The organism is Gilliamella sp. B3127 (assembly GCF_026536935.1).
GTDB classification, from domain to species: domain Bacteria; phylum Pseudomonadota; class Gammaproteobacteria; order Enterobacterales; family Orbaceae; genus Gilliamella; species Gilliamella apicola_E.
In genome coordinates, this window is the sequence record NZ_JAFNNI010000002.1 from 54,454 (window position 1) to 80,893 (window position 26,440).

At 37.0% G+C, this 26,440-nt stretch carries 26 protein-coding genes and 1 riboswitch; of the genes, 11 read left to right on the plus strand and 15 right to left on the minus strand.

Annotation, left to right across the window (positions count from 1 at the left end; all coding sequences use genetic code 11):
- Position 1 precedes the first annotated feature (1 nt).
- Genes J3U00_RS03385 through fdrA form a run of 3 tightly spaced genes read right to left on the minus strand, consistent with a single transcriptional unit; the run spans position 2 to position 3,870 of the window.
- Complete coding sequence (locus tag J3U00_RS03385; protein ID WP_267331847.1) at positions 2-919, minus strand: DUF2877 domain-containing protein; 918 nt, start codon at positions 917-919, stop codon at positions 2-4.
- A gap of 12 nt (positions 920-931) precedes the next feature.
- Positions 932-2,191 carry a DUF1116 domain-containing protein gene (locus J3U00_RS03390; RefSeq protein ID WP_267330732.1) on the minus strand — a complete coding sequence of 420 codons (1,260 nt, stop codon included), beginning with the start codon at positions 2,189-2,191 and terminating at the stop codon, positions 932-934.
- Positions 2,192-2,202: 11 nt separating this feature from the next.
- Complete coding sequence (fdrA, locus tag J3U00_RS03395) at positions 2,203-3,870, minus strand: acyl-CoA synthetase FdrA (protein ID WP_267331565.1); 1,668 nt, start codon at positions 3,868-3,870, stop codon at positions 2,203-2,205.
- Between the two features lie 398 nt (positions 3,871-4,268).
- On the opposite strand from fdrA, the gene allC reads away from it, so the two are divergent.
- The 5 genes from allC (at position 4,269) to allD (ending at position 9,607) form a co-directional block, all read left to right on the plus strand.
- Positions 4,269-5,495, plus strand: a complete 1,227-nt coding sequence (allC, locus tag J3U00_RS03400) for an allantoate deiminase (RefSeq protein ID WP_267331566.1) — start codon at positions 4,269-4,271, stop codon at positions 5,493-5,495.
- A 12-nt stretch (positions 5,496-5,507) separates the two neighbouring features.
- Positions 5,508-6,728 (plus strand): MFS transporter, encoded by a 1,221-nt coding sequence (locus tag J3U00_RS03405; RefSeq protein ID WP_267331567.1) that lies wholly within the window; start codon positions 5,508-5,510, stop codon positions 6,726-6,728.
- Positions 6,729-6,837: 109 nt separating this feature from the next.
- A complete protein-coding gene (gene allE, locus J3U00_RS03410) occupies positions 6,838-7,617 on the plus strand; it encodes a (S)-ureidoglycine aminohydrolase (RefSeq protein ID WP_220225963.1) in 780 nt (259 codons plus the stop codon).
- 20 nt (positions 7,618-7,637) lie between these two features.
- Positions 7,638-8,534, plus strand: a complete 897-nt coding sequence (locus J3U00_RS03415; RefSeq protein WP_267331568.1) for a carbamate kinase — start codon at positions 7,638-7,640, stop codon at positions 8,532-8,534.
- A gap of 23 nt (positions 8,535-8,557) precedes the next feature.
- Positions 8,558-9,607 carry an ureidoglycolate dehydrogenase gene (allD, locus tag J3U00_RS03420; RefSeq protein WP_267331569.1) on the plus strand — a complete coding sequence of 350 codons (1,050 nt, stop codon included), beginning with the start codon at positions 8,558-8,560 and terminating at the stop codon, positions 9,605-9,607.
- A 166-nt stretch (positions 9,608-9,773) separates the two neighbouring features.
- Here allD and J3U00_RS03425 read toward each other — a convergent pair whose 3' ends face one another.
- Positions 9,774-11,093 carry a hypothetical protein gene (locus J3U00_RS03425; RefSeq protein WP_267331570.1) on the minus strand — a complete coding sequence of 440 codons (1,320 nt, stop codon included), beginning with the start codon at positions 11,091-11,093 and terminating at the stop codon, positions 9,774-9,776.
- Between the two features lie 1,184 nt (positions 11,094-12,277).
- Here J3U00_RS03425 and J3U00_RS03430 point away from each other — a divergent pair.
- Positions 12,278-12,691, plus strand: a complete 414-nt coding sequence (locus J3U00_RS03430; RefSeq protein ID WP_065562622.1) for a hypothetical protein — start codon at positions 12,278-12,280, stop codon at positions 12,689-12,691.
- 242 nt (positions 12,692-12,933) lie between these two features.
- A complete protein-coding gene (asnA, locus tag J3U00_RS03435) occupies positions 12,934-13,926 on the plus strand; it encodes an aspartate--ammonia ligase (RefSeq protein WP_065562623.1) in 993 nt (330 codons plus the stop codon).
- 46 nt (positions 13,927-13,972) lie between these two features.
- On the opposite strand, the gene tenA is transcribed toward asnA, so the two are convergent.
- From tenA to J3U00_RS03460, 5 genes are all read right to left on the minus strand, one after another.
- Positions 13,973-14,617, minus strand: a complete 645-nt coding sequence (gene tenA, locus J3U00_RS03440) for a thiaminase II (RefSeq protein ID WP_267331571.1) — start codon at positions 14,615-14,617, stop codon at positions 13,973-13,975.
- Between the two features lie 51 nt (positions 14,618-14,668).
- Positions 14,669-14,757, minus strand: a riboswitch (TPP riboswitch).
- Positions 14,758-14,793: 36 nt separating this feature from the next.
- On the minus strand, positions 14,794-15,198 hold the full coding sequence (locus J3U00_RS03445; protein WP_267331572.1) for a DUF1161 domain-containing protein: 405 nt from the start codon (positions 15,196-15,198) through the stop codon (positions 14,794-14,796).
- 135 nt (positions 15,199-15,333) lie between these two features.
- Positions 15,334-15,567 (minus strand): hypothetical protein, encoded by a 234-nt coding sequence (locus J3U00_RS03450; protein WP_065562626.1) that lies wholly within the window; start codon positions 15,565-15,567, stop codon positions 15,334-15,336.
- Positions 15,568-15,969: 402 nt separating this feature from the next.
- The gene (locus tag J3U00_RS03455; protein WP_081299490.1) at positions 15,970-16,233 is read right to left on the minus strand and encodes a SemiSWEET family transporter; all 264 of its coding nucleotides are present in this window, start codon (positions 16,231-16,233) and stop codon (positions 15,970-15,972) included.
- Between the two features lie 399 nt (positions 16,234-16,632).
- Positions 16,633-18,036 (minus strand): PLP-dependent aminotransferase family protein, encoded by a 1,404-nt coding sequence (locus tag J3U00_RS03460; protein ID WP_267331573.1) that lies wholly within the window; start codon positions 18,034-18,036, stop codon positions 16,633-16,635.
- Positions 18,037-18,145: 109 nt separating this feature from the next.
- Here J3U00_RS03460 and pdxS point away from each other — a divergent pair, with 109 nt between their 5' ends.
- The 3 genes from pdxS to J3U00_RS03475 all read left to right on the plus strand — a co-directional run bounded on the left by pdxS (position 18,146) and on the right by J3U00_RS03475 (position 20,191).
- On the plus strand, positions 18,146-19,030 hold the full coding sequence (pdxS, locus tag J3U00_RS03465) for a pyridoxal 5'-phosphate synthase lyase subunit PdxS (RefSeq protein WP_324169891.1): 885 nt from the start codon (positions 18,146-18,148) through the stop codon (positions 19,028-19,030).
- Positions 19,030-19,611 (plus strand): pyridoxal 5'-phosphate synthase glutaminase subunit PdxT, encoded by a 582-nt coding sequence (gene pdxT / locus J3U00_RS03470; protein ID WP_267331575.1) that lies wholly within the window; start codon positions 19,030-19,032, stop codon positions 19,609-19,611. The genes pdxS and pdxT overlap by 1 nt, the downstream gene beginning before the upstream one ends.
- A gap of 175 nt (positions 19,612-19,786) precedes the next feature.
- Entirely contained in the window at positions 19,787-20,191 is a 405-nt protein-coding gene (locus J3U00_RS03475; protein WP_267331576.1) for a GFA family protein, read from the plus strand.
- A gap of 65 nt (positions 20,192-20,256) precedes the next feature.
- Here the strand turns inward: J3U00_RS03475 and J3U00_RS03480 are convergent, their stop codons facing one another.
- The 6 genes from J3U00_RS03480 to nlpD form a co-directional block, all read right to left on the minus strand.
- Positions 20,257-20,691 (minus strand): pyridoxamine 5'-phosphate oxidase family protein, encoded by a 435-nt coding sequence (locus J3U00_RS03480; protein WP_267331577.1) that lies wholly within the window; start codon positions 20,689-20,691, stop codon positions 20,257-20,259.
- A 4-nt stretch (positions 20,692-20,695) separates the two neighbouring features.
- Positions 20,696-21,283, minus strand: coding sequence for a UbiX family flavin prenyltransferase (locus tag J3U00_RS03485; RefSeq protein WP_267331578.1), 588 nt, complete (start codon positions 21,281-21,283; stop codon positions 20,696-20,698).
- Positions 21,284-21,412: 129 nt separating this feature from the next.
- On the minus strand, positions 21,413-22,621 hold the full coding sequence (locus tag J3U00_RS03490) for an aldose 1-epimerase family protein (protein WP_267331579.1): 1,209 nt from the start codon (positions 22,619-22,621) through the stop codon (positions 21,413-21,415).
- Between the two features lie 59 nt (positions 22,622-22,680).
- Positions 22,681-23,256 carry a thymidine kinase gene (locus tag J3U00_RS03495; RefSeq protein ID WP_065733958.1) on the minus strand — a complete coding sequence of 192 codons (576 nt, stop codon included), beginning with the start codon at positions 23,254-23,256 and terminating at the stop codon, positions 22,681-22,683.
- A gap of 88 nt (positions 23,257-23,344) precedes the next feature.
- Positions 23,345-24,097 carry a 2,3-diphosphoglycerate-dependent phosphoglycerate mutase gene (gpmA, locus tag J3U00_RS03500; RefSeq protein ID WP_267331580.1) on the minus strand — a complete coding sequence of 251 codons (753 nt, stop codon included), beginning with the start codon at positions 24,095-24,097 and terminating at the stop codon, positions 23,345-23,347.
- Positions 24,098-24,209: 112 nt separating this feature from the next.
- The gene (gene nlpD / locus J3U00_RS03505) at positions 24,210-25,223 is read right to left on the minus strand and encodes a murein hydrolase activator NlpD (RefSeq protein ID WP_267331581.1); all 1,014 of its coding nucleotides are present in this window, start codon (positions 25,221-25,223) and stop codon (positions 24,210-24,212) included.
- 365 nt (positions 25,224-25,588) lie between these two features.
- Between nlpD and rsmI the strand changes: the two genes are divergently transcribed.
- The gene (gene rsmI, locus J3U00_RS03510; protein WP_267331582.1) at positions 25,589-26,416 is read left to right on the plus strand and encodes a 16S rRNA (cytidine(1402)-2'-O)-methyltransferase; all 828 of its coding nucleotides are present in this window, start codon (positions 25,589-25,591) and stop codon (positions 26,414-26,416) included.
- Positions 26,417-26,440: the final 24 nt, after the last annotated feature.

The window sequence follows — 26,440 nt, forward strand, 5'->3', positions numbered from 1 at the left end:
TTTAATCCCTTAAAACAAAACGATCAATACCTAACCATATACCAAGTAAGAGATCGGATCCAGAGGTGTGACCATAATTCGATAAATTTTTTATTGATGAATGGTGATATTTATGTTGTGCAAATGAATTAATCACTTGTAGCACCAACAACGAAAATTTACCTTGCAGTGCATAAGTCAAAAAACTAGCACTAACAGTTGTGGTTAACAAATGTAATGACAAACGCTCAAAGGCGAATTTAAGCTGTCGAATTTGATTGTCAAAACGGCAATCGCTTGAGATAACCGCCAACATCCCCACGATAATATCATCAAAACTTGGCGTTAAACCCGGCCCTAAGCCAATAAACGGCGTAATATCATCTGCTTTACCATTCATCAAATTAGTCATGGTATTACATAATAATTCGAGTTGATATTGACCCGATAAATTGTCACTTAATTTACCAAATAAGCCGGTAGGATTTTCTATCTCTTTCAATAGATTAGCAATTTGTGATTTATTAACTAATGAATGTTTTTTTATATTTAATTGACAAACATGCGTATCAAGTGAAATTAAAAAAATCCCAACTTGCAAATCACCCGTTGCCGATTGATAAATAGATAAATCACTAACTAACGACAAAACATAATCAAAATCAGACGATTTAAGTACAATGCCCATGGGCGACAAACCGCTGTTATAACGATGTATAGTAATTAATTGCTGATCATCATTGATTAAATTAATCGTTTGCTGATGAGTACTAAAGAGCGACAACTCACCCGCTTTTATCGGAATATCCGCACTAACTAAAAGTGGTTTGATAATATGAGATGCTTGCGACAAACCACGCTCTTGCAAATAATCAAAAGCGGGGATAGTAAGTCGCTGATTATTTAGCGACTTATTTAAGCATTCATCATCTACATACATCAAACTCATAGCCTATATTTCTAATTTTTTTGCTAATGCCTCGAGTGCTTTTTCAAAACAAGCTAACGGTGCTCTAACTGTACCTGCACCAATTTGGCCCACTCCTGCTTGTTTATGGGCAATACCAGTATTAATTAATGGCGTGATCCCGGTTTCGACAACTAAACGAAGATCTAACCCTAAACAGCATCCTTGGAAATTCCATGTAGGAATTTGGAATAACATATTATGTTCTAAATAGATTTCACTCATCTCTTCAGATACTTCATATGCAACATCCGTGCCACCGGCACCAACAAAGCGAGTTACCCCTGGCGCTGCAACCATAGCCGCCCCGCCTATACCAAAGGTTTCAGTAATAGCACTATCACCTATATCTGGGTTTGCATCTTTTTGTGAATAACCAGTAAAGAATAGGCCTTGTGGAGTATTAACTGGCGCGGTAAACCACTGATCGCCAAGACCACTGACTTTAATACCAAATTCTTTACCATTACGCGTCATTGCTGTAACAATAGATCCCTCTTTAATTTGCGCTGCGCTATCCATAATTGATTTACAAAATGCCATAGCAACATTTAAGAAGAACTGATCTGTTACGCTTAAAAAGCTAAAGATTTTCTCCATTTCCGCTTTACTACGATCAAGTAAAATTAATTTTGGTGAAAGCGTTCTTAATAATAATGCTGAAGCGGCAATATTACGTTGATGGAATTCATCACCCATTGTAATAGCTTGTGCCATCAAAGCGGTTAAATCGATACCATTATCAAACAGTTTTAATGCATCATTCAAGGCTGGCCCTAACGACTCTTTCATCCAACGATGACGGTCTAAAACCTCCTGACCATAAGCACCAAAACGCATCACTTTACCAATACCTTCATTTAAATTGCAGTAAGCACGATTACCATGGGTAATGTTTTCAACCACAATCATTGGCATATTGGCTGACGTAATTCCTCCCATTGGACCAACTGCATTAACAGAATGACAAGGGATAAATTCAACTTGACCTGACTCTAACAAATGTAAAGCTTGCTTCTCATCTTGAGCCCAGCCTTCAAACAAGCAAGCACCAATACAAGCACCTTGCATTGGCCCAGTCATATCATGCCAAACAATCGGTGGTCCAGCGTGAAGTAATTTTTTACCTTGCGCCAAGGTTGGTACAGCTTCTTTAGCGGATATAACGCCTACCCAATGAGGTCTAGCAGCTTTAATTCGTTCAATAATTTTTTGGTTTGCTTCATTTATTGCAGTACGTAACATATCAAAACCTCTTAATTTAATTTTTGCAAAATAGCCGCTAATTTTTTATTACCGCCGGCTATTGGCGCCCATTGATAATGCACAACAGGAATATTCGATGATTGAAGATCTTCAGCAAAACTTCTTAAACCAGCATTAATCACACTAATATGGCTTAATAAAGGATATGGTTTAATGAAATTATTTGATTTAACCGGTGTAATCAGTTTTTTGGCTAACAAAATAGCTTCCGGTAAATTATTCATTACAACAATATTCGCTGATTCTAACGCCTCAATTTGCTTACTACGACATTGCGGATCTAGCTCTGAACCAGTCACAGTTGCGATAGCTATCAATGGATGATTATCACCTCGTTTAGCACAGGCTTTTTGATAACCTGAAATAACTGACTCAGCCGGATTGGCATTTGCGCCATAGCCAATAACCAAATCAACAAGTAATACACCTACGTCGTGATTTTCACCAAGCTGAGCGATTTTATCTTCGCGAATAGATGGATCAATCATAGGATGAGGTTTACCTACAGTGTAAAAATCATCACCTAAATCAATAATTTTATGCCCCTGTTGATCTAACATAATCCCTTTATCATGATGATGACTGGTAGTGAGATTTAGTTCTTGAGCAAGCAACATCGCCGCTTCTGAAGCTAAGGTACCGCCAGTATATAACCCTGTAATCGTTTTATTGGCTAAATTAGGCAACTTATTCGCTATCGCTTCAACTGGACTTAATAAACAGGCTAATCGAGCTGCTTCATCTAATGTTCGTGCAAAATAGATATTATCGTCTTGAGGTTTATCGATTTCCGAGCCCAAAAATAAAGCCACCACCGGTTTAGGGATTAACTTCATGGCTGAAATCACTTTTTCCCGCACACTGTCTGCTGGCGGTTTAGAAATAAAGGTAATCACTTGTGTATCAGCATCGGCAGCGAGCATATTTAAGGCAGTAAGCGCACTAATCCCCCCGACTTCAAGCGATAAATCACGCCCACCCAAACCGATAGCTTGCGTAATACCTTGATTCAATAGAGCGATTTGTGAAACCACTTCTTGAATACCCGTACCAGACGCCCCAATTACCCCAATATTCCCTTTAGGAATAACATTAGAAAACGCTAAGGGTGCACCCGCGATAAAGGCCGTCCCACAATCGGGGCCCATCACAATTAAATCTTTTTTAGACGCTTTAGTTTTTAAACGGATTTCATCTTCGATTGATACATTATCAGAAAAAATCATCACATTCTTATTATCATCTAAAGCTTGATCGGCTAACTCAGCGGCGTACTCCCCAGCAATCGAAATTAACACTAAATTAGCATCAGGTAATTTTTTCGTTGCGCTAGCTAAACGCCTTGCTTTAAGTAGTTTTGCACCACCTTGCTGAGCTTGAGCGATATTTTTTAGTGCATCCTCAAGTTGTTGACTAATCAACTCGACAACATCATTAGAGTCATCTTTGGTTTTAATCGCGACACAAATATCATTTGGCGTTGCATCATTAAAACTATCACTCCAAAAACCTGTTGCGGTTAATAAAGATTTATTGGCAGGAGTACCCATCATGACAGATACTTCATCAACCTCATCAAGATTACTCAGTTTTTTTGATATCAACATCAAACTAACAGAATCTTGAAAGCTTCCCTTTTTTATAAAAGATTGAATCATGAGAATAGGCCCCTCAAATAGGATAAATACTGTTAACTTTGAACCTCATTAAGCTCATTAAAAAAATCTAATAGTTAGATTATATTTATATATTACGGAAAAAATAAACAATAAGCAGGTTATACATCACAAAACATTAACGATATCAAAAATATAATATTATTTAAAATCAGTATCATAAAAGATTGTTAAAAAATTTTTTATAATAATAACTACTTAATTTAATTAAATTTCACAAATATAAAAAAGCTAGTTTGATCACATTATTATTTGATATTAATAGTATGGTAAACAAAAAAAACATTTAAAATGATCCGTAGTATCGACACGATATGTGCGGTTAACATTAAAAGCAAAATGTTAACGATGATGGAGTTTTAAATAGCAGGTAAATATTTATGAATATTTTATATGATGATGTTGCTAATGCAGTTAAATGGATATCGAGCTTTGGTGGTTTAGAACAAGGCGGAACAACTCGATTACTTTATACTGAACAATGGCTTACTGCCCAAAATGCAATTAAAGAAAAACTCTCACAAATTGGCATGAATACCTATTTTGATGATATTGGTAACTTATATGGTCGATTTGAAGGCAGTAAATATAAAGAACAAGTCATCATGTCTGGCTCGCATGTTGATACCGTTGTTAATGGTGGCAAACTTGACGGCCAACTTGGCATCATTGCAGCTATGCTTGCCATGAAATACCTAAAAGAAAACTACGGCCAACCATTACGCACCTTAGAACTTATCTCCATGGCAGAAGAAGAAGGCAGTCGCTTTCCTTATGTCTTTTGGGGAAGCAAAAACGTATTTGCCATCGCCAACAATGATGATGTTGCCGATATCGAAGACAACAATGGCATTAAATTTGTCGATGCAATGAACAACTGCGGATTTAAATTTAACACCCAAAAAGTACGCACCGATATCAAAGCCTTTTTAGAGTTACACATTGAACAAGGAGGCGTACTTGAGCGGGAAGAAAAAAGCATAGGTGTTGTAACCAGCATCGTTGGACAACGTCGTTACAACATCCGCTTAATAGGTGAAGCAAATCATGCGGGCACCACACCAATGAGTTACCGTAAAGATGCTATCTACGCTTTTAGCCGAATTTGCAACGAATCGATTAACAAAGCAATTAAAGTGGGTGATCCATTAGTATTAACCTTTGGTCATGTTGAACCCAAACCCAATGTGGTTAATGTCGTTCCGGGGGAAGTGATGTTCACAATAGACTGTCGTCACACTAACCAAGAAGAACTTAAAAGCTTTACCGAAGAGATTGAAGCTGACATGATCCGCATCGCCAAAGAACTGGGCCTTGAGATCGAAATAAATCGTTGGATGGATGAAGCCCCAATTCCAATGGATGACAAACTCATAAAAATGCTCGAAAACATCTGCAACCAAGAAAAACTAAGCTATCGCGTAATGCATAGTGGTGCCGGTCACGACTCACAAATTTTTGCACCACGAGTACCGACCGCCATGTTATTTGTACCAAGCATCAAAGGCATCAGCCACAACCCTGCTGAAGATACCAAAACTGAAGACTTAGTTGAAGGAATAAAAGCATTAACTTATGCCCTTTACCAATTGGCTTATCAAGAATAATAAGGAATTAAAATGACAGAAAAAAAAGGTGGCATACAGTACTGGCATAAAATCGTCGCTTTATTATTCCTCGGTTGGTTAGTGATGTGGATTTATCGCCCCGTATTAGCAGCGATTTTTCCTGAAATTCAACAAACTGTAGGACCACAATCAAATACTGAGCTGGGCTTAATTGCTAGCTGTTACTTTTTTTCCTACACCTTAATGCAAATTCCAGCTGGGATCTTAGTTGACAAATATGGTAAAAAAGCCGTGGTGATTCCTGGCTTCATACTCTTTACCATTGCCGCGATCATGATTGGTAATGCACACTCAATGATGATGATCTATATTGGTAGCTTACTGGCAGGTCTTGGTTGTGGCTCTTACTATGGTTCGGCTTGGTCATTATCAGCCGAAAATATTCCAGCTGAAAATCGTAGCTTCGCCTCTGCCATTATCAATACTGGAGCGGCGTTGGGTATGGGCGTTTGCTTATTATCCACCAGCTTCTTAGTTAAAGCGTTGGATATGCCATGGCAATATATGCTCTATATTATTGCGGCTCTAACACTCTGCTTAATTGCTGGATTTGCAATTATCATTAAAGAGCCATCGATTAAAAGCGTCATCACCCAAAAACAGAAAACGGAAACGGCGCCGAAAGAAAAACATAACTTCTTTAGTAGCCCAATGGTGGCTTGTTACATTATGTACTTTGCAACATGCTATGGCTATTACATGGTGGTAAGCTGGTTACCCAACTTTCTTGAAACTGAACGAGGCTTTACTGGCGGAAGCATTGGCTCTGCATCATCTTTAGTCGCATTCGCCGCTATTCCTGGCGCACTTGTCATCAGTAAAATCTCGGATAAATTTCGTGCTAAACGACTATTCTTTATTATCGTATTAGAACTGCTTTCAGCCGGAACACTATTTATGGCAGTCCAATCATCCACCATCACCTTATTACTGATGGGATTAATCCTCTATGGATTATTTGGCAAGTTTGTTGTTGAACCGATTCTAATATCTCACGTGGCTGACATTGCCCCAAAAAGCAGTTACGGAACAGCATTTGGTGTATTTAACTTCTTTGGCATGAGTTCATCAGTAATAGCACCACCATTAACTGGATTATTAGCGGATATAACAGGAACCAAAATTACGGGGTTCTATGTGGCTATTGCAATATTAGTTATTGCAACAGCATTATTCTTTTTAATTAATTTGCGTAAACACATAACCAACTGATTCACGCAAAAGCATCGACTATTTATCGATATTTGATAAATAGTCGAAAAAAGTAGTACTCACGGCAAACCTTGCCTAAATCTAAAGCATATGTTCCAAGGAGATCATTATGGGATATATCAATAACAACATCGGCTACCCAAAAGACCTATTAGCGTCCCGCGCGATAATCAAACGTCATAATTTTGCCTTAATACCGCCTGATGGCTTAGTTAAAAATATCATTCCCGGTTTTGAAAATTGTGACATCACCATCTTAGCCACACCTAAACTAGGAGCATCCTTTGTCGATTACCTTGTCACCATGCACCAAGGTGGTCAAAACTTACAAGGATTTGGGGATGATGATATTGAAGTATTTGCCTATGTGATAGAGGGTGACGTCAACGCAAAAGCCAATGACCAATCACACCGTTTACAAACTGGTGGCTACATCTACTGCCCCGCTGGGGTTAAACTCTATTTACAAAATATGACCGCTTCATCACGCTTATTCCTGTACAAACGTCGCTACAACCCTATTTCCGGTTATCAAACACGTGTGATTGCTAATCATATTCAACAACTAGAGCGCATGAATTATGAAAATATGGATAACGTATTTATACAAGACCTTCTCCCCAAAGAACTCGGTTTTGATATGAACTTCCATATTCTTACCTTCCTACCGGGTGCAAGTCATGGCTATATCGAAACCCATGTACAAGAACACGGCGCCTACTTACTTAGTGGTGAAGGTATGTACCTACTTGATAACCAGTGGATACCGGTTAAAAAAGACGACTACATCTTTATGGGAGCCTATGCGCTACAAGCGTGTTACGCTGTTGGCCAACAACCACTGAGTTATATCTACTCAAAAGATTGTCATCGGGATGTGGACATCTAAACAAAAATAAAGGACACCGTATGGAACTAATAGTTATTGCATTAGGTGGTAATGCGATTTCAAAACGAAATGAATTACTCTCTATTGACAACCAATACCAAAACATCAACAGCACGACCCAATTTATTGCCAAATTAGCCAATAAATATCGACTTGTTATTGTTCACGGCAATGGACCACAAGTTGGATTACTTGCTCTACAAAATGCCAGCTACCCAAGCGTACCCGCCTACCCGCTCGATGTCCTTGTTGCTCAAACACAAGGCATGTTAGGGTATATGATACAGCGAAGCTTACAGCAATATGTCAACCAAGTTACCTGCGTATTAACACAAGTCGAAGTTGACAACAACGACCCATCATTCAAAGATCCAACCAAATTTATAGGTCCGGTATATCAACCTGAAGAACAACAAAAACTACAAGCCCAATATGGTTGGCAATTTAAACAAGATGGCAAATACCTAAGACGCGTTGTTGCATCCCCAAAACCGAAAAAAATTATCGAACTTAATACCATCAAAGAGCTAATTAACCAAGATACCATCGTCATCTGCAATGGTGGGGGTGGAATTCCCGTAATAAAAGACAAATCGGGTTATAAAGGTATCGAGGCGGTTATCGACAAAGATCATAGCGCCGCCCAACTGGCAATCGAACTAAAGGCTGACCACTTAATGATATTAACCGATACTGACGCCGTATATGAAAACTGGGGCACACCTGAGCAAACCGCTCTAGGCAAGGTTGATACCAAACGAATACAACCAATGGCAATCGATGATGGTGCTATGGGACCAAAAATCAAATCCGTTATTGAATTTGTCGAACAAACTGGCAATACCGCCTATATTGGCAACTTAACAGATATCGAATCGCTATTAGCACAAACAAAAGGCACTATCATCACCAAATAGCGATCATGGATAGGAGTGATAAAATGAGACTAGACAGACAAACACTACACAACTTAATTGCCAAAAAACTACATAAAGCTGGATTAACTCAAGAGCACGCCGATATTGCTGCCGATACGCTTGCATTTGCCGATGCACGAGGCATCCACTCGCATGGCGCCGTACGAGTTGAATATTATGCTGAACGCATTGCAAAAGGAGGCATGACTCACTCCCCCAATGTCACCTATAAAAAAACCGGTCCATCATCAGCAATATTAGATTTTGATAACGGATGCGGATTAGTTGCCGCTAAAGTTGGTATGGACAAAGCCATAGAAATGGCGAAGAAAAATGGCGTTGCCGTAGTCGGAATTCGTCGAATGTCACATAGTGGCTCGCTTTGTTACTTTACCGAAATGGCAGCTAAACAAAACTTAGTCGCCATATCCATGTGCCAATCTGACCCAATGGCGGTTCCATATGGTGGCGCGGAAGAATTTTTTGGAACCAACCCAATCGCATTTGCAGCACCAACGAACGACGAACGGATTGTCTCATTTGACATGGCAACCACTGTCCAAGCTTGGGGAAAAGTCTTATACGCCAGATCAAAAGGCGCCTCCATTCCCCCAACATGGGCGGTTGATGAACATGGTGAACCAACAACCGATCCCCACAAAGTAAACGCCCTACTACCAATAGCCGATGCCAAGGGTTATGGGCTAATGATGATGGTCGATGTACTTTCAGGCATATTACTTGGCTTACCATTTGGTAAAAACGTTTCATCAATGTATGCGGATCTATCCCAAGGGCGCAACCTTGGTCATCTGCATATTGTGATCAACCCACAATACTTTGTTGGACTCGAAATCTTTAAACAAACCATGTCAGCTATGCTTGACCAACTAAAACAAACCAAACCAGCCAAAGGCAATAGTGAAATCTTCTTTCCAGGCGAAAGAAGCAAAAAACGTGAAGCCGATTACTTAAAAAATGGCATAGAGATAGTAGATGATATCTATAATTATTTAATTAGTGATGATATTCATTACAATCGTTATGATCATAAAAATAAATTTGCCGAATAGTATCAAGGTTTCAAAAACCCCGCTCCTCAACTTTTTTTGAGATAAAACACCACAAAAATACCCGCCTAGGCGGGTAATTTAAACGTCGCTAAGCCACAAAATCGCTTTTTTATAGCTCAACCACTTTGACTTTTCTAGTCAGCTATCTATTTTAATTCTTTCGTTCTTACCTTATGCAAAGCCCAGAGGCGTGTGAGTAATAGCTATCTGTGGTCATCCTAGCCACTCTGCCATCAGTTATTCTTACAACAAAAAAATAAGGAAAACGACCACCACTACCATACTCATCGCTAGTCCAGAAGTACGATTTGTTGAAGCCAGCGTAATAACGGGTCATATCACCCCACTCAGTGAAAAAACCGGCACCAATATAACGCTGGTAATAATTATCACGTGAGCGAGGTCTAGCTCCAACGGAGTTGTGACAGAGCGTTTCTGAAACGCTATTAGGACAAGATGCATTTGTTAAATCCCTTACCATAGGCATACCGTAACCAAGACTTCTACACCAAGATCTCATAGAATCATAACTCCGATCACCATAACCTCGGTTGACGAACCACCGCTTTATAGTAAAACCATATTTAACAACAGGATTACCTTGACTGTCTTGACCGACCAACTCGAAGGTCTGAGGCAAAGTAGGTATAGAAATACGACCAGGATTGGCTGAATCATGCTGGGATTCGGTAGCGAAAGGACCAGTTAAAGTAACGCGTACACTTGTAGAAGTAGAATTAGACATTGTGACTGTGATCTCCCCCTGAGAAACAGGAGACCAAGACAACGCCTGATTACCCCCGCCAATAAGTAAATCAAAGTACAATCCATTAGCACCAGTAGTAGGAAAGTTTGAAGCATAGCGTGATGGGTCAGTTGATTGAGGAAGAAAACCATTATTTTGGTCCCATATCCTGGAAAGACCAGAATATGGATATGAACCTAAACTCAGACTAGGTCTGGCAAAACAAACCACCGGCGTAGCTTTAGGATTCAAGAAATAAGTCACACTACTTTCATTGAAAGATCGACTATTAGGAACCCCATAACGTGTGGATAATGTACCACCAGTACTGGATAATGTAACGCGATAAGGTGCCTTACAAATCTCTGGCACAGTACTACGTGATACAGCTTGATTGTTTTTATCAACGATAGATAAACTTAAACGACCAGTAGCACTAACGCCAGAATCTCCATCATCATCACCCCAATAATTATTAGGTGGACCGATAAGAGTACTTAAATCGACTGAATTTGTATCAGTAGGAACGAACATACGAATATCAGCAAAACTCTGACCCGCAGCCGGCAAGGCGATTGGTGCTGAAGAAGATGAAGTATTGGTTGAAGGTGTATATTTAATTCCGTTAGATAGCGTAATCCCAAGCAGACCGTTAGCATCAACCGCACGTGTACGACCACCGTCGAAAGTCAGATACGGTGCACTACCCTGTATCGCATTCCTAGTTGTCTGTGATGTCAATGCGTGACCAGAAAAAGGAAGGAAAAGAGCCACGAAAAAAACAATCTGCCGGGATAATTTGGGAAAGGATCGAAAACAGAATCCGGAAAACGATCGGAAAAAAGATCGAGAAGAGGATCGCGGAAGCGATCGCGCGAAAATTCGCAGAATTTCACTTGATTGCGTGGAAAAATAAGTTTTATTGAAAAAATTAAACTGGGAGCTGGAGTTAGATGAATTTAAAAGATAGGTTTGGCAGGTTGGCTGTTGGCTGTTGGCTGTTGAAAATTATAATGCATTTTAGACTATCCTGTCAAGTAATTTTTTGATTAATTTAAAATTTTATACGTTTTTGTCAAATTTTAGCCTATTAGCTAAAACCTTGTAAAAAGTATAGTGATTGGAAAAACACGATGCAACACTTTTTTTCACTCATTTGCGTTAACTTTTGTAAATTGGATCTAAAAATGATCTAAGTTAAAATTGGTTATCTATTGTTTTAATTAAGTATATTATCATTACAAATCTTTATAATTAGAGCGATTGATCCTGAAAATTTTATTTTAGGGCTTAAAACAAGAATTTTGATCATTTAATAATTTTTAAGTGAAATTTAGAACCTCAAAAACCCCGTTCCTCAACTTTTTTTGACGGAAAAAAGAGTTTCTAAAAAGCACCATAGTTAGAGCGGAATTACTTATCTGAGACAACATTGCAAAGCAGAATTTAGCCCCCCCCAAATCCCGCTCCTCAACTTTTTTTGACGGAAAAAAAGTTTCTAAAAAGCACCATAGTTAGAGCGGAATTATTTATCTGAGGCAACATTACAAAGCAGAATTTAGAACCCCAAAAACCCCGTTCCTCAACTTTTTTTGCGATAGAAACCTCAAAAATAAACCCGCGGGTAATTCAAACGTCGCTAAGCCGCTTAATCGCTTATTACGATTTCTTCGACTATTTAATTTTTAAATACATATCCTCTCCCTTTACGAAAGGATTTTATGCAATAACTTATCTGATCATATTTCATCCATTCGTAAGTCTGAATTTTTTCTATATGATAGTTATGATCTCTTACTACATTTCTATTTTAATTAGTTTTTAATAGTTTTATAATCAATCCCCTCAACTTATTAAAATCTTCGATTTTTAATAAAAACAATGTGTTAATTAAGAGTAAATTTTCAACGCAAGGGAGTATTAACATGAATGATGGGTTAAAGCTAGAAAAAATAAAAGCCTTATTTGAAAAACTTGAATTACCTGATTTTAATAGCTCATCAGTAATTTATGGTTCTATCCACCCAAAACTTTGGAGATTTGCACTTTTTCAGGGCGCAGCCGCTTTTGATATTAAACACTACCTTATTTATTTTAAGTCCGATGAAATTATTTTAATTGGCTTAACTCTCGCTGGAGATTTAACGAATGATGTTATTCGAATCCCGGTGACGTCAATTTCAAATTTCAAGTTCAAAAAAGGCTGGATTACCAGCAAACTTGAATTTACTTTGGCTGAAAACAAAAGGTATCCATTTATAGTACCTAATTTTGTGTTCATCGCAAAATGGCAAAAGCCAAATTTAACCCATATTGTTTCCACCTATTTTAATCAATAATTAACTCAATTATCTTTTACCTATATGATGAAACATAATTACCTAATATATTGTATTATTGGGTAATTTAATTTCATTTTTTACGTTTAATGTGTGATGCAGTCCTTGCCCATATCGGGAATCTGTGAATTTAATTATAGTGCTTAGCGCTTTATAAAAAGTCCGTTTATGTTCTAACTTGCATATTTCTGTTTTCTAGTTTAATTTATCGTCACTAACCCATTCACTTTTTGAGATGAGACATGACGATATCATTTAAAGAGCAGCAACAACGGATCAATTTTGTTAAACAATTTTTTGCTGAGCAATTAGCTAATAATTTATCACTAATTGAAGTTCAAGCCCCACTTTTGAGTCAAATTGGTGATGGTGTTCAGGATAATTTATCTGGGACTGAGAAGGCGGTTCAGGTTAATATTAAGAGTATTCCTGATGCACAATTTGAAGTGGTTCATTCACTCGCTAAATGGAAACGTAAAATCTTGAGCCAACATAATTTTCCAGTTGGTGAAGGTATTTATACCAATATGAAAGCACTTCGCCCTGATGAAGATAAGCTCTCCCCTATTCACTCTGTTTATGTCGATCAATGGGATTGGGAAAAAGTGATTCGTCCTGAAGATCGGAATCTAGCTTATTTAAAACAGACGGTAGAGAAGATTTATAGTGCTATTAAGGCTACAGAAAAAGTGGTTTCAGAAAAATATCATCTTTCTTGTTTTTTACCAGAGTCGATCACTTTTATGGATAGTGAGCAGTTATTAAAACGTTATCCTAATTTGTCACCAAAAGAGCGCGAAAACGCGATTACTAAGGAGTTAGGCGCAGTATTTTTAATCGGTATTGGCGGTGATTTGTCAAATAAAGAAAAACACGATGTGCGCGCCCCTGATTATGATGATTGGAGTAGCGATAATGAGATGGGGTCTAAAGGATTAAATGGTGATATTTTAGTTTGGAATCCAGTTTTAAATAGTGGTTTTGAAATTTCGTCAATGGGTATTCGCGTCGATCCTGAGACGTTAAAGCGTCAATTAAAATTAACCAATAATGAAGATCGTCTCCAATATGCTTGGCATAAGGCATTAGCTAATGGTGATTTTTTACAGACAATTGGTGGCGGGATTGGACAATCTCGACTAACTATGTTGCTTTTACAACAACATCATATTGGGCAAGTCCAAGCAAGTGTTTGGGATGATGTAACCAAGCAAAACTATCAACAACTTTTATAATTCATGCTCAGCATGTTTTATCTAAAATGGTAAAACATGCTATTTACTAGTCACTTTTATCCAATGCCATTTGCCAAAAATTTATTTCCAATTGAGTCGCTTGCTTAAATATTTGGCTTAATTGTTTAAATCGGTTTTCACTGATATTAAGTAATTGTCCTTCTATCCAAGCAATTTCTTTTTGTACTGCTTGTTGAAACTCCTTACTAGCATACATCTCAATCCAAGAGCGATATGGGTTGTTTTCGTCCCAACCTTGAATCCAATTGGCAATCATGCCATACCCAATTAAACAGGGCGCCATCGCTATGTGTATATCTAATATATCGCCGTGTAATCCTATATCAAGCACATAACGTGTATAATCGCTATTGGCTTTGGCTTCCTTTAATGTGCTTAGTTCATATTCAGATATCTGCCATTTTTTGCAATATTCAATATGCAGATCGAGTTCAACTTCAACAATGATTTTTAAACTCTCTAATGATTGACGAATTTGAGCAATGTCGTGACTTTTATATACTGCAAGTCCCCAAGCTCGGGAAAAGTTGATTAAAAAAAGATAATCTTGTTTCAGGTAGTATTGAAAACAGGTTAAGTCTAATGTGCCTTTTCCTAATTGTTGAACAAAATCATGTTGAATATAGTGTTTCCACTCGCTTGATTCAATCAGTGAGTTAAATGATGGCATAATGACTCCTTTTTGACAAATTCGCTATAAGGAGTTAAACAGATTTCTATAATAGACGTGTTTTAAACTCCCTTCGTCGGTATTAACCGAATCAGGTTCAACGGGTATAATCTCAGCCTATAGCACCCCGGTTAAACAAATTATAAAATTTATAAAATGGTTACTTAAATTTCCGTTTATTCTGCTTTTTGTTCAGTTTCCTGAGATTCTGTAGAAGTCGGCTCTGGAGTTTGAACTTTTTCTACTGGTGCCGAAGCTGGCGTTTGAACTGGAGCGTTACTAGGGCTGTAGCACTCGACGGGTTGTGGTGTGATTTCAACAGGTGTTTCAGGCTCATCTTTAACTGATTTTGATGATGGTGTACGAATATAAACAATGCTTTGTTTACCTCGATCACATGATCCAACGATTTTACCTTCAATATTTTGTTCATCTTGAGGAACAAGTTTTAATAGGAAGCTATTTTCATTAACACCGTTATTTTTAATTTTTTCGGCGATATTTGCACTAATTTCGTCACAATTGGACGCAGATGCAATAACTGGGAGACCTAATAATAACACTACTGCTAACTTTTTCATGATCTTTCCTTAAGATTATCAAGTAACTGATGCATTATAAAACGATTGTTTAAACTGTCCATATCGTTTTGAATAACGCTGCAAATAAATTTTATCAATAGATTTGAAAAAGCTAGCTTAGTATAGATTTTTTAGTTAATTCTGCTCTTGGTGTTGGTTTTCAAGTAATTTTAATTTATCTAGAACCCATGAGCGAATATCGGATAATTCGGCTTCAGATAATTGATTTACAAAGTCTCTTTTTGCGTGGAGTTGTTTGCGATCTTCTTCAGTCAAAACCACACCTTTTAAATTTAATAATACCTCTTTACGGTACATTGAGTAGATAAAATCTTTTATCAAATCATCGGAAAGATTAATATCAGCCATGGTGATTTCCTTATTTTATAAAACTCATTTGTTAATCATCAAATTTAGTTAATCTTTGTATAAATAACATTCTGATAGATTTTGAAGATGAATCCAGCCTAAAAAATAGGCTGACTTTTACTATAGTCTAATCACTATTAGATAACAATAGTAAATCGATAAATTAGATTAATCGATTAAATTATTCACTTTATTATTTGATAAGTATTTAACAAACCTGTTGATAACTCAATAACAATATAATAATTAATAAGTTATATGCAAGATTAATTTTTAATCTTCTCTGATTTCTCAATTTTTGAGTAACAATTATCTAGCCTATTTCACAAGAATTGTGATTATAAAAAAATACAGCATATATTATGCTGTATAAAGAAAATATAAGGGAGTTAAAACAAGAATTTATAAAGCAGTAATAAACGCGGTTAAACCAAATAATACCCCTGGAAAATTAGCTATTGCAATTGGCCAATCCTTTTTTTGTCGTAATAAGCCATAACAGACCCATAATGAGCAGTTAATTGCTGCCGCTAAAGGTTGAGTTGGATTAGCTTTAAACCCATGAAGATTGTCGATAATTTGTGGGATATACGATACGTACATTCCTAATGATGCAAGTGTTGCGATAACACCCAAATAGTGAAAAGCTTTTGGAGAAAGATTCAAAATCAGCCTACCTGCTTATATATGAAAGGAGCAAATAATCTAACATATATAGCAAGTGAGTTAAATATTGGTGTACCGTAGTTTCAGATAATATTTTGTAAATAAAATGATAAGATTTTTTATGTGAATCTATTTTAAGTAATCGGATATGGTTTTTAATAATAAATGTTATTGCTACGAATGCCTTATATCAAACGAAAATTGTTATATCATATAATGTAGCTAATAAGGCATAAAAACCGCGATTTTTTGATAGTTTTGTGATTATTTAGCTGAGATTCAATCCAATAATGAGATTTGAAGTTTACCGATTAACCCTGCCTTGTTTGTCTAGGCAGTTATGATCTATTTATTAACGCCAAATACCTGTTAGAACAATCAATAAAAACTTAGTTCGCTTTATCTCATCAAATCTTTTGCAAAATGACCATAACTTAAACGTATAGCGCCAACTCGATCCCCAAAGTCGGTGCCTTGTGACACTATTATATGCTTTGCTAGTAATTGATTTAAAATAGCCAACTCCTGCGCCTGACTGCTAACGGGCAAATGGGCATATAGATGAAAACCGCCTGTGGGTATCTGGTAATTGATGTCACCTTTAAAATAGTCATCCAGCCAATCTATTAGTTGGTTAGCCTTCTGTTTTAATTGCTGGCGTAACCATTCTTGATGGGATTGGTAGTGATGAGTCAAATATTCTTCAGCTAAAAGTTGCGGTAATATACTTAATCCTGAGTCAATGTGATGCCTTATATTGGCTAGTTTTTCGATAATTTCTTTCGGTGCAATCATCCAACCAATACGTATGTTGCGACCAATATATTTGGATAATGATCCTAAATAGATAACTTGATTACTGGTATCATATTTTTTTATCGGGTCGATATGACTCTTTTGATCAAAAGTTAACCCACTATAAGCATCATCCTCAACAATACCAATACACTGCTTTCGACAAAATGCCAATATCTGTTTTTTTCGATGATTACTCATCACACATCCCGTTGGATTTTGAAATATTGGATTTAGAAATAACCATTTAATTTGCCGTTCTAAACTGACTTTTTGTAAACTCTCTAAGGTTATCCCTTCAGCATCACACTCAATACCATATAACCGCAAGCCTGCTGCTTGAAATAGTGGTAATGAATAGAAATATGAAGGTGATTCAATGCCTATTGCATCGCCAGGTTTTAATAATCCTTGAGTAATTAAAAAGAGGGATTGCTGCGTTCCTGAGGTTATTAAAATTTGATCGGTATCAACCATCATGCCAAATTGGTTCAACATATAATTGGCGATCTGCACTTTGAGTGTAGGTAGACCCAATTGCAATGTGTCGCTTTGCTTTTCATAAGCAACCATTTCATGAGACGTAATATTGGGTAACATTAATTTGGGCATCATATGAGTTGGTAAATCGCCATTAGCCAAATCACAGATGTTCGCCATTTGCTGACGAGTCTGAAATACTTTTTGTTGATATACGCTTTTGCGATTTTGATAGAAATGGGCTGGCAGTCGCCAGTTAATGGTGGAGTAAGCTTGAAGCCCCCATTTTTGATCATTAATAAAGGTTCCACTACCTTGCTTACGAACCAATACATTACGTTCAGTTAAGATATCAAGCGAATGGACAATAGTTGAGCGATTAACGTGCAGATTTTTAGCTAACTCTCGCTCTGATGGTAATCTCTCACCCGCTATTAATACCCCTTGTTCAATGTAGTTTTCAATCAACTGGATCACTTTTTTAAATAGTGCTCCGTCAAAAGCCGCTAATTTTTGGTTATTCCACATCGTCTATCAGTTTTTTGATTTATGCATAATTGGATGGGTTAATTATAGTCCAATTGGCTGTTTATTGTAGCAATTTTATTTTGAATAATACTTTATTTAATTAGGAGTAATCATGAAAACAGGTACACAAACAGTAAAACGTGGCATGGCGCAGATGCAAAAAGGCGGTGTGATTATGGATGTAGTTAATGCCGAACAAGCAAAAATTGCTGAGCAAGCAGGTGCAGTGGCTGTAATGGCTTTAGAACGTGTTCCCTCTGATATACGCGCTGCTGGAGGCGTAGCACGAATGGCTGAGCCAACAATCGTTGAAGAAGTGATGAAAGCAGTCACCATACCTGTTATGGCAAAAGCGCGAATCGGTCATATCGTTGAGGCACGCATTTTGGAGTCCATGGGCGTAGATTATATTGATGAAAGCGAAGTGCTGACACCAGCGGATGAACAATATCATTTATTGAAAGATGAATTTACCATACCTTTTGTTTGTGGTTGTCGTGACTTAGGCGAAGCACTGCGTCGAATTGGTGAAGGTGCTTCGATGCTACGCACCAAAGGTGAACCTGGAACAGGTAATATTGTAGAAGCAGTAAGGCATATGCGCCGAGTAAATGAACAAATTCGTTTAGTTGTTGGTAAATCAAAAGATGAGTTGATGACATTTGCTAAAGAGATTGGTGCACCTTATGAGTTGATATTACAAATCAAACAACTGGGTAAACTACCTGTTGTTAATTTTGCTGCTGGTGGCATTGCTACGCCTGCTGATGCTGCATTGATGATGCAACTTGGTGCCGATGGTGTGTTTGTTGGTTCAGGTATTTTTAAATCGCAAAATCCGGAAAAATTCGCTAAAGCAATCGTTCAAGCAACAACATATTTTGACGATTATCCAAGATTAGCTGAACTTTCAAAAGGATTAGGTGGAGCGATGAAAGGTATCGAAATTAGTAAATTAAGCGAATCTGAAAGAATGCAGGAGCGAGGTTGGTAATGAGCTCAAAAGCAAATAAAACCATTGGTGTGCTTAATTTACAAGGCGCAGTGACTGAACATTTAAATATGCTTGCAACTATTGATTTAGTCATCCCAATTGCAGTAAAAAAGCCCGAGGAATTGCGTCAAGTTGATGGTTTAATTATTCCGGGTGGTGAATCAACTGCAATAAGTCGTTTAATTCGGCAAAATGGCTTATTTGAATCAATCCAAGAGTTTGCCAAGCAAGGTAAAGGGATTTTTGGTACCTGCGCGGGTTTGGTGCTTTGCGGTAATGAAACAAGCCATAGCGAAGTTGAACAACTGGGTTTGATGGATATTGTGGTTGAACGTAATGGATTTGGTCGGCAAATTGCTAGCTTTGAGACGATGTTAGATATTGCACCTATTGGCCAGCAAGTTCCAGCCGTTTTTATCCGAGCGCCCTATATTGCTAAGGCGGGCAAGCAAGTCACACAACTTGCTTTTATTGATAATCATTGCGTAATGGCAGAGCAGAATAATATTTTAGTCTGCTCATTCCATCCCGAACTAACGACCGATAATCGCATAATGCGCTATTTTATTGAAAAATGCTGACCGTTTTTCTCTTATATAAAAAGATATTCGATTATAGGCACTAATTATTGGTGTTTTTTTCCTCAAAAACCCCGCTCCTCAACTTTTTTTATCTATTTTTTAAATTACTTGTAACTTATTTTTATCTGTTTTTATAATGTGTTAACAAATGATAAATAAAAAAGGTAAATAAATTATGATGACAGGAAGTTGTTTATGTGGCGAGGTTGTCTATCAACTAAATAATGAGATTAAAACAATTGTGTATTGTCATTGCTCGCGTTGTCGCAAACAAACTGGTTCGGCTTTTAATGCTGCAACAGCCATTAACAAGGAAGATTTAACTTTTATTAAGGGCGAAGAAAAGATAAAAATTTTTTCATGCTCAGGCGTTAATCGCCATTTTTGTGGTCAATGTGGTTCACACCTTTTTTCTAGTCGTGATAATGATAATAATAGTTATCGATTACGTATTGGCCTAATTAATGAACCAATTAATGCGGAAAAACGTATTCATATTTATACTGGTTCAAAAGCGAATTGGGATATTATTTGTGATGGTTATCCTGAATTCGAAGAAGGAATCCCCCCAAAACCCTAATAATTCGATGTTAATATCATTCGCTGGATGATGTTTATTTTCGAAAGCTAAGTCTGCTTTTAAAGCTATCCATTACGTTGCCAATGGGTTTTATGCGCAAAACCCATTAGGTTATTTGTCATCTTGATTTGTTGCAATTGAATAGACCAAATCGGTGCTTTCATCACTCTGGCAAAAGGAAAGGCATGATAATAAAGTTTATAAGCATGACTTGCTTGATTTTCAGCAAGCAATTGAGCATTGCCTGTAAATTGTATCCCTTGTATTTTAGCAACCGATTTTGGACTAATGCTAATCGTGCCAGCAACATTAGGATTTTTTAGCATCGCTTGTGCGTGTTGGGTTTTCAATTCTGATAAGAAATATAAGCACCAATTAACTTCATCAAATACATAAAATGCGTTGCATGACCATGGTTGGTTTTCTGCTAATATTAGGCTCAAACTTAACACATGTTGCTGTTTAATAAATTGCACGATTTTATGGTCAGATGATTTCATTATTTTATTCAGATTTTTGATTAAGACTCATATCCTCACCCCAGCGCGGTAAACTAGGTACATCAATATCGAACAGATCAAGCGCTCTGGCAACACTATGAGTGATAATATCATCGACACTTTCAATATGTTGATATAACGCAGGAACAGGTGGAAAAATAATTCCCCCCATTAATGTCACCGCTTCCATATTTTTAATATGTCCTAGATGTAATGGGGCTTCTCGTGTCATTAACACTAAGCGACGACGCTCTTTTAAAACGACATCAGCAGCGCGTGTTAATAAATTATCAGATAGACCATGAGCTATTGCTGCTAGTGTTCGCATCGAGCAAGGTGCAACTAACATGCCCATTGTTTTATATGACCCACTAGCAATGGCAGCGCCAATATTGTCAACCGAATAGACCATATCGGCTAAAGATTCTAATTGTGCTAACTGGGATTTAGAATGTTCGTAATTCCCAGTTATTTTAGCCGCTTTTGATATGACAAGATGGGTTTGAATGTCCATTGGTTTTAGGAGTTCTAAAGCTTTTATACCATAAGCAATGCCTGTTGCGCCACTTATACCAACTATCATTCTTCTCATATTGATTCCTACAGTTAAATTTCTGAATTTATTTTAACTTAGATTAGTGCGTTAAGGTATGGGAATTTGTTTAATCGCGGAGTGAAAGTCACCGCTAACCTTTTTGTTAGCGGTGGAATTTGATATAACTTATTCTTTAGCCATTGGTTGTTCAACTACTTTTGTAGTTTGTTTACCTTGGATGGTTTTAATTTTGTCACCATAAGTTTTTACAGCTTCTTTATTTGATAATAAGCTATATGTTAGCTTAAAGTCAGCGCTTTTACCTGGTTCTAATTGAGGAACACGTTTTTGTTCACGTTCAATAGTAACTGGATAGGCAAAGCTTGTACCTGGCTCAATACCGGTCACGTAACCTTGTTTAAGCGTATCGGTGTTTTTCCATAATGTAAGCACTGGTAACTGTTTAGTATTAAATGAAATACCAACCCCTTTATCACCTGCTTTGTTAGCCAACATCACTTGAGTTTGATTTTTTGAATCCGCATAAGGGAAGATGTTATAAACCATTTCGTCAAAGTTTTTTGTTGGTCCTAAATAGGTTTGCCAATTTTTAAGGCCGGTAGCCGCATAATCATTGAATGGTGAAACTTCTTTAACAGGTGCAACAAATTTTGCCCCTTCTTCAAGGATTGGTGTACCAAAATTGCTGTGATAGATAATTTGATAATCACGCGGGTAATCACCTTGGTTAGTCACAGTATCGTGAACAGTAAATTCTTTAGTTCCTGGTACATGAGAAATTCTAACCCAAGTTTCTAAATTGCTCTTTTTGAAAGCTTTTTCTTTGATAAGACCACTAACGGTAATGGTGTATGGTGCTTCGTCTTCAATATCAACAAACAGTTTTGAAACAGGTGTATTTTGCGCGCGCCCATGAAGGGTGTACATCATTCCATCAGCTTGTACCGCATGACCTGTCCATTCAAAGCCACAACGAACCATCATTTCATTAAAACCATCTAACCAACCATTACCACCACGGCTTTCTAAGTTGATATTATTTGGATGGACGACTTCTTCAACCGGTGAATCCCAACCTAAGCGCACTCCATCACCTTCAACTGAAAGGATACCTAGACCACGAGTTGGGCTTAATTTAATAGTCAGTCCATCACTTATAAGAGTTAAGACTTCAACATCTTCTTGAAGCCCACCTTTAAGTACACTATTTTGCATACTAAAAGTTGGTGCACCCTTTGCATGTTCGACATTTGTTAGATACCAGCCACCTTTTCTAACTTGAATGTCGGTGTCAGTAATAATATAATGTGTAGCATTGGCAGAATAGGAGATTACTCCAAGCGCGACAGCTAACGTAAGATTTCTAATTTTCATGAGATTAATTCCTTATAATTATAATTAAAATATATATCCATCATGAGCAAGGATATGCGTTAATTGGGTCTAACCTGCCCTGCTTTCCAGTGTTTTCGACAAACTGAATGGTATTCACTATCACCAAGATGAATTGAATTACCAAATTTAACGATTTGTCCGTTTTCACCTTCTAACAGAATCATTGTCGCTTTTTTACCGCACCAGCATACGGTTTTAAGTTCTCTATAATTATCAGCAATTTCTAATAATGTTTTCGAACCTTCAAACAAATGTCCCATATAATCGGTCTTTAATCCAAAAAACATCATCGGAACGCCAAACTCATCACATACGTCTGACAACTTCCATATGGTATTGGAAGATAAAAATTGACTTTCATCAATCAAAATACACGCATAGTTATTTTGTTTGATCTGTTCAATAATACCATCAACAGTATTATCATCAAGTTGTAATGCTTTTTTACGTAATCCAAGTCGAGATACAATCTCAACTGCGGAGTCGCGAGTATCGACCGATGATTTAAGTAATAATGTCTGCATATTATTACTTAAATAGTTATGATCTATTTGTAGTAATTCTGTGGATTTTCCGGCGTTCATTACGCCATAAATATAGTAAATTTTAGACAAAATTTGCGTCTCAAAAAGTTAGATAGTAATTATAAGTAACACTAAAAGTAAAAGGTAAGTCTCTCGACTTACCTTTTTGATGAATAAATTATTTGGCTTTACCTTGGTTTGCTACCGCTGCTTGTTTAGCTGCGATTTCATCAGCATTACCTAAGTAGTAATGTTTAACAACTTTCATATTGTCATCAAATTCATAAACTAATGGTACGCCAGTTGGAATGTTAACATCGATAATGTCATCATCACTGATATTGTCTAAATGCTTAACTAGAGCACGAAGAGAGTTACCGTGAGCTGCAATAATAACACGTTCACCTTTTGCAACACGTGGTGCAATAGTTGATTCCCAGTAAGGAAGTACACGTTTAATTGTTAATGCCAAGCTTTCAGTTAATGGTAATTCTGATTCTGGTAATTTGCTGTATCGTGAATCGTGACCAGGGAAGCGCTCATCTGATTTTTCAAGTGCAGGAGGAGTGATAGCAAAACCACGACGCCATAATTTAACTTGATCATCACCATATTTAGCAGCAGTTTCTGCTTTATTTAAACCTTGTAACGCACCATAATGACGTTCGTTTAATTTCCAGTTCTTTTCAACCGGTAACCATGCTTGATTAACTTCATCAAGGATGTGCCATAATGTATGAATAGCACGTTTTAAAACTGAAGTATATGCATAGTCAAATGTAAAGCCTTCTTGTTTTAGTAATTTACCTGCTTCAGCAGCTTCTTTGTTACCTTTGTCAGATAAATCAACATCAGTCCAACCACAAAAACGGTTTTCTTGATTCCAAACGCTTTCTCCGTGACGAATAAGAACTAATTTTTTTACTGCCATGAATATAACTCCTTAGTTACGTAAAATAAAATGGTTAAATGAATTGGACTTTCGTTAAAAATGCACGTTTGATTAAGTGCATTTTTAACGTTTTAATCGTTTTAAACACTTATTATTTAGATAAGTATTTTAATGGATCGACTGATTGCGCTTTATAACGAATTTCAAAGTGTAGTCGTACTGATGAAGTTCCCGTTGCGCCCATTGTCGCAATTTGTTCACCTGCTCGAACATTTTGTTGTTCTTTAACCAAAATAGTTTGGTTATGCGCATACGCCGTTAAATAGTCATCATTGTGTTTTACAATGATTAAGTTACCATAACCTGGTAATGCATTACCAGAATAAACCACTCGACCATCCGCTGCTGCAACGACTTTAGCGCCTAATGAACCAGCAATATCTATACCTTTAGTTGCATTAGAAAATTTTTCAATGATCTTACCTTGTGCCGGCCATTGCCATGTAATATTGGCAACATTCGATGTTGAGCTAGATGGCGATGTGGTTGAAGCCGGTTCAGTTACAGTTTCAGTAGTTTCAACTGTATTGGTTGGTTTATTAGTACCAGATGTAGTAGTTGTTGTAGTAGTTACTGTTGTTACAACTGGTTTTGTTGAACTAGTCTGAGAAGGAGTATTCGTTGATGTGGTTTTTTTAGTTTCAACGATCGTTGTGCCACCGCTAACATCAAGTACTTGACCTACACTTACAGCAAAAGGTTCTTTGATATTATTTTTAGCAGCTAATGCTCGATAATCATTACCGGTTACCCAAGCGATATAAAACAGTGTATCGCCTCGTTTGACGGTGTAAGTATCACCTTGATAGCCACCTTTTGGAATATCATTATAATCACGATTATAGACAATACGTTCATTTGATGTCACAACACCTTGACTAGTTGAACCGCTAGTCGAATTACGAGATGCTGGCGCCGATGGTGTATAAGTTGATGTAGATGATGGCGCTCGATTACCTTTGGAAATAATTTCAGGCGGTTTTGTGTAAACCGAGGAGGTAGAAGATCTCGAAGAATCAGATATATCTTCGATATCAGCTGGATTTGTCTGCGTACAAGCAGAAATCATCAAACTTAAACAACTTAATGTGAGAATTTTTTTCACAATAACACCTTTCATTTATATATATAGTTTTAATACGAACATTTTATCGTTTTTATAACAAAAAGCTATTATATTAATTACCAGCAAGCTAAATCAATAAAATCACAGCTAAAATAGCATTTTTATTGCTTAAAAACTGTAAATTCGGCAAATTTTACAGTTTATGTTGCTTATTGTAAGTTATTTAGGCGATTTTTAGATGAAATCTGTCACCAGTATAAAATGATTGCTAAAATTTGGTTTAATAAATGCCCTATTATCCGTCTATGTTTTATTGATTAAGACTTTTTTCGGCACTAGGAGTATGTACATTAAATTTGATATAGTATATTTAAGACTTAAAAATTTACAGTGATCCCAAAATAATGACTTTATATATTGTAGCAACACCTATTGGTAATTTAGATGATATTACCCATCGCGCGATTAATACACTTAAGCAAGTTGACTTAATTGCGGCTGAAGATACCCGTCATAGTGGACTGCTTTTGCAACATTTGGGGATTAAAGCCAAATTGTTCGCCTTACATGATCATAATGAGCAAGATAAATCACAACTATTAATTGAAAAACTAAAATCGGGATTATCAATAGCGTTAATATCTGACGCAGGCACACCACTAATCAATGACCCCGGTTATCATTTAGTGAAAGCTTGCCGTGAAAATAATATTAATGTAGTACCCATCCCTGGTGCATGTGCAGCCATTGCGGCACTCTCAGTGGCTGGATTACCTTCGGATAGATTTAGTTATGAGGGATTTTTACCGGCTAAAACAAAAGCACGACAAGATTATCTTACTACGTTAATTGATGAACCACGAACTATGATTTTTTACGAATCAACGCATCGACTTTTAGATACCTTGCATGATATGCAAACCATTTGGGGAAGCGATAGACAGATTGTGTTAGCTAAAGAACTGACCAAAACTTGGGAAACCATCGTCCATTTTTCCATAAAAGATCTGATTGAATGGTTAGAAGAAGATAGTAACCGACAAAAAGGCGAATTCGTTTTAATTGCCGAAGGTGTGAGTAAAACGGATGATGTGATTGATGCAAAAGCAATTAATACACTAAAACTGTTATTAAATGAGCTACCTTTAAAAAAAGCCGCAGCGATAACTGCTGAAATTTATGGGCTGAAAAAAAATCAATTATATCAACTCGGATTAACCTTTCAAAATTAGCTAACAATTATATTGTTAATAAAA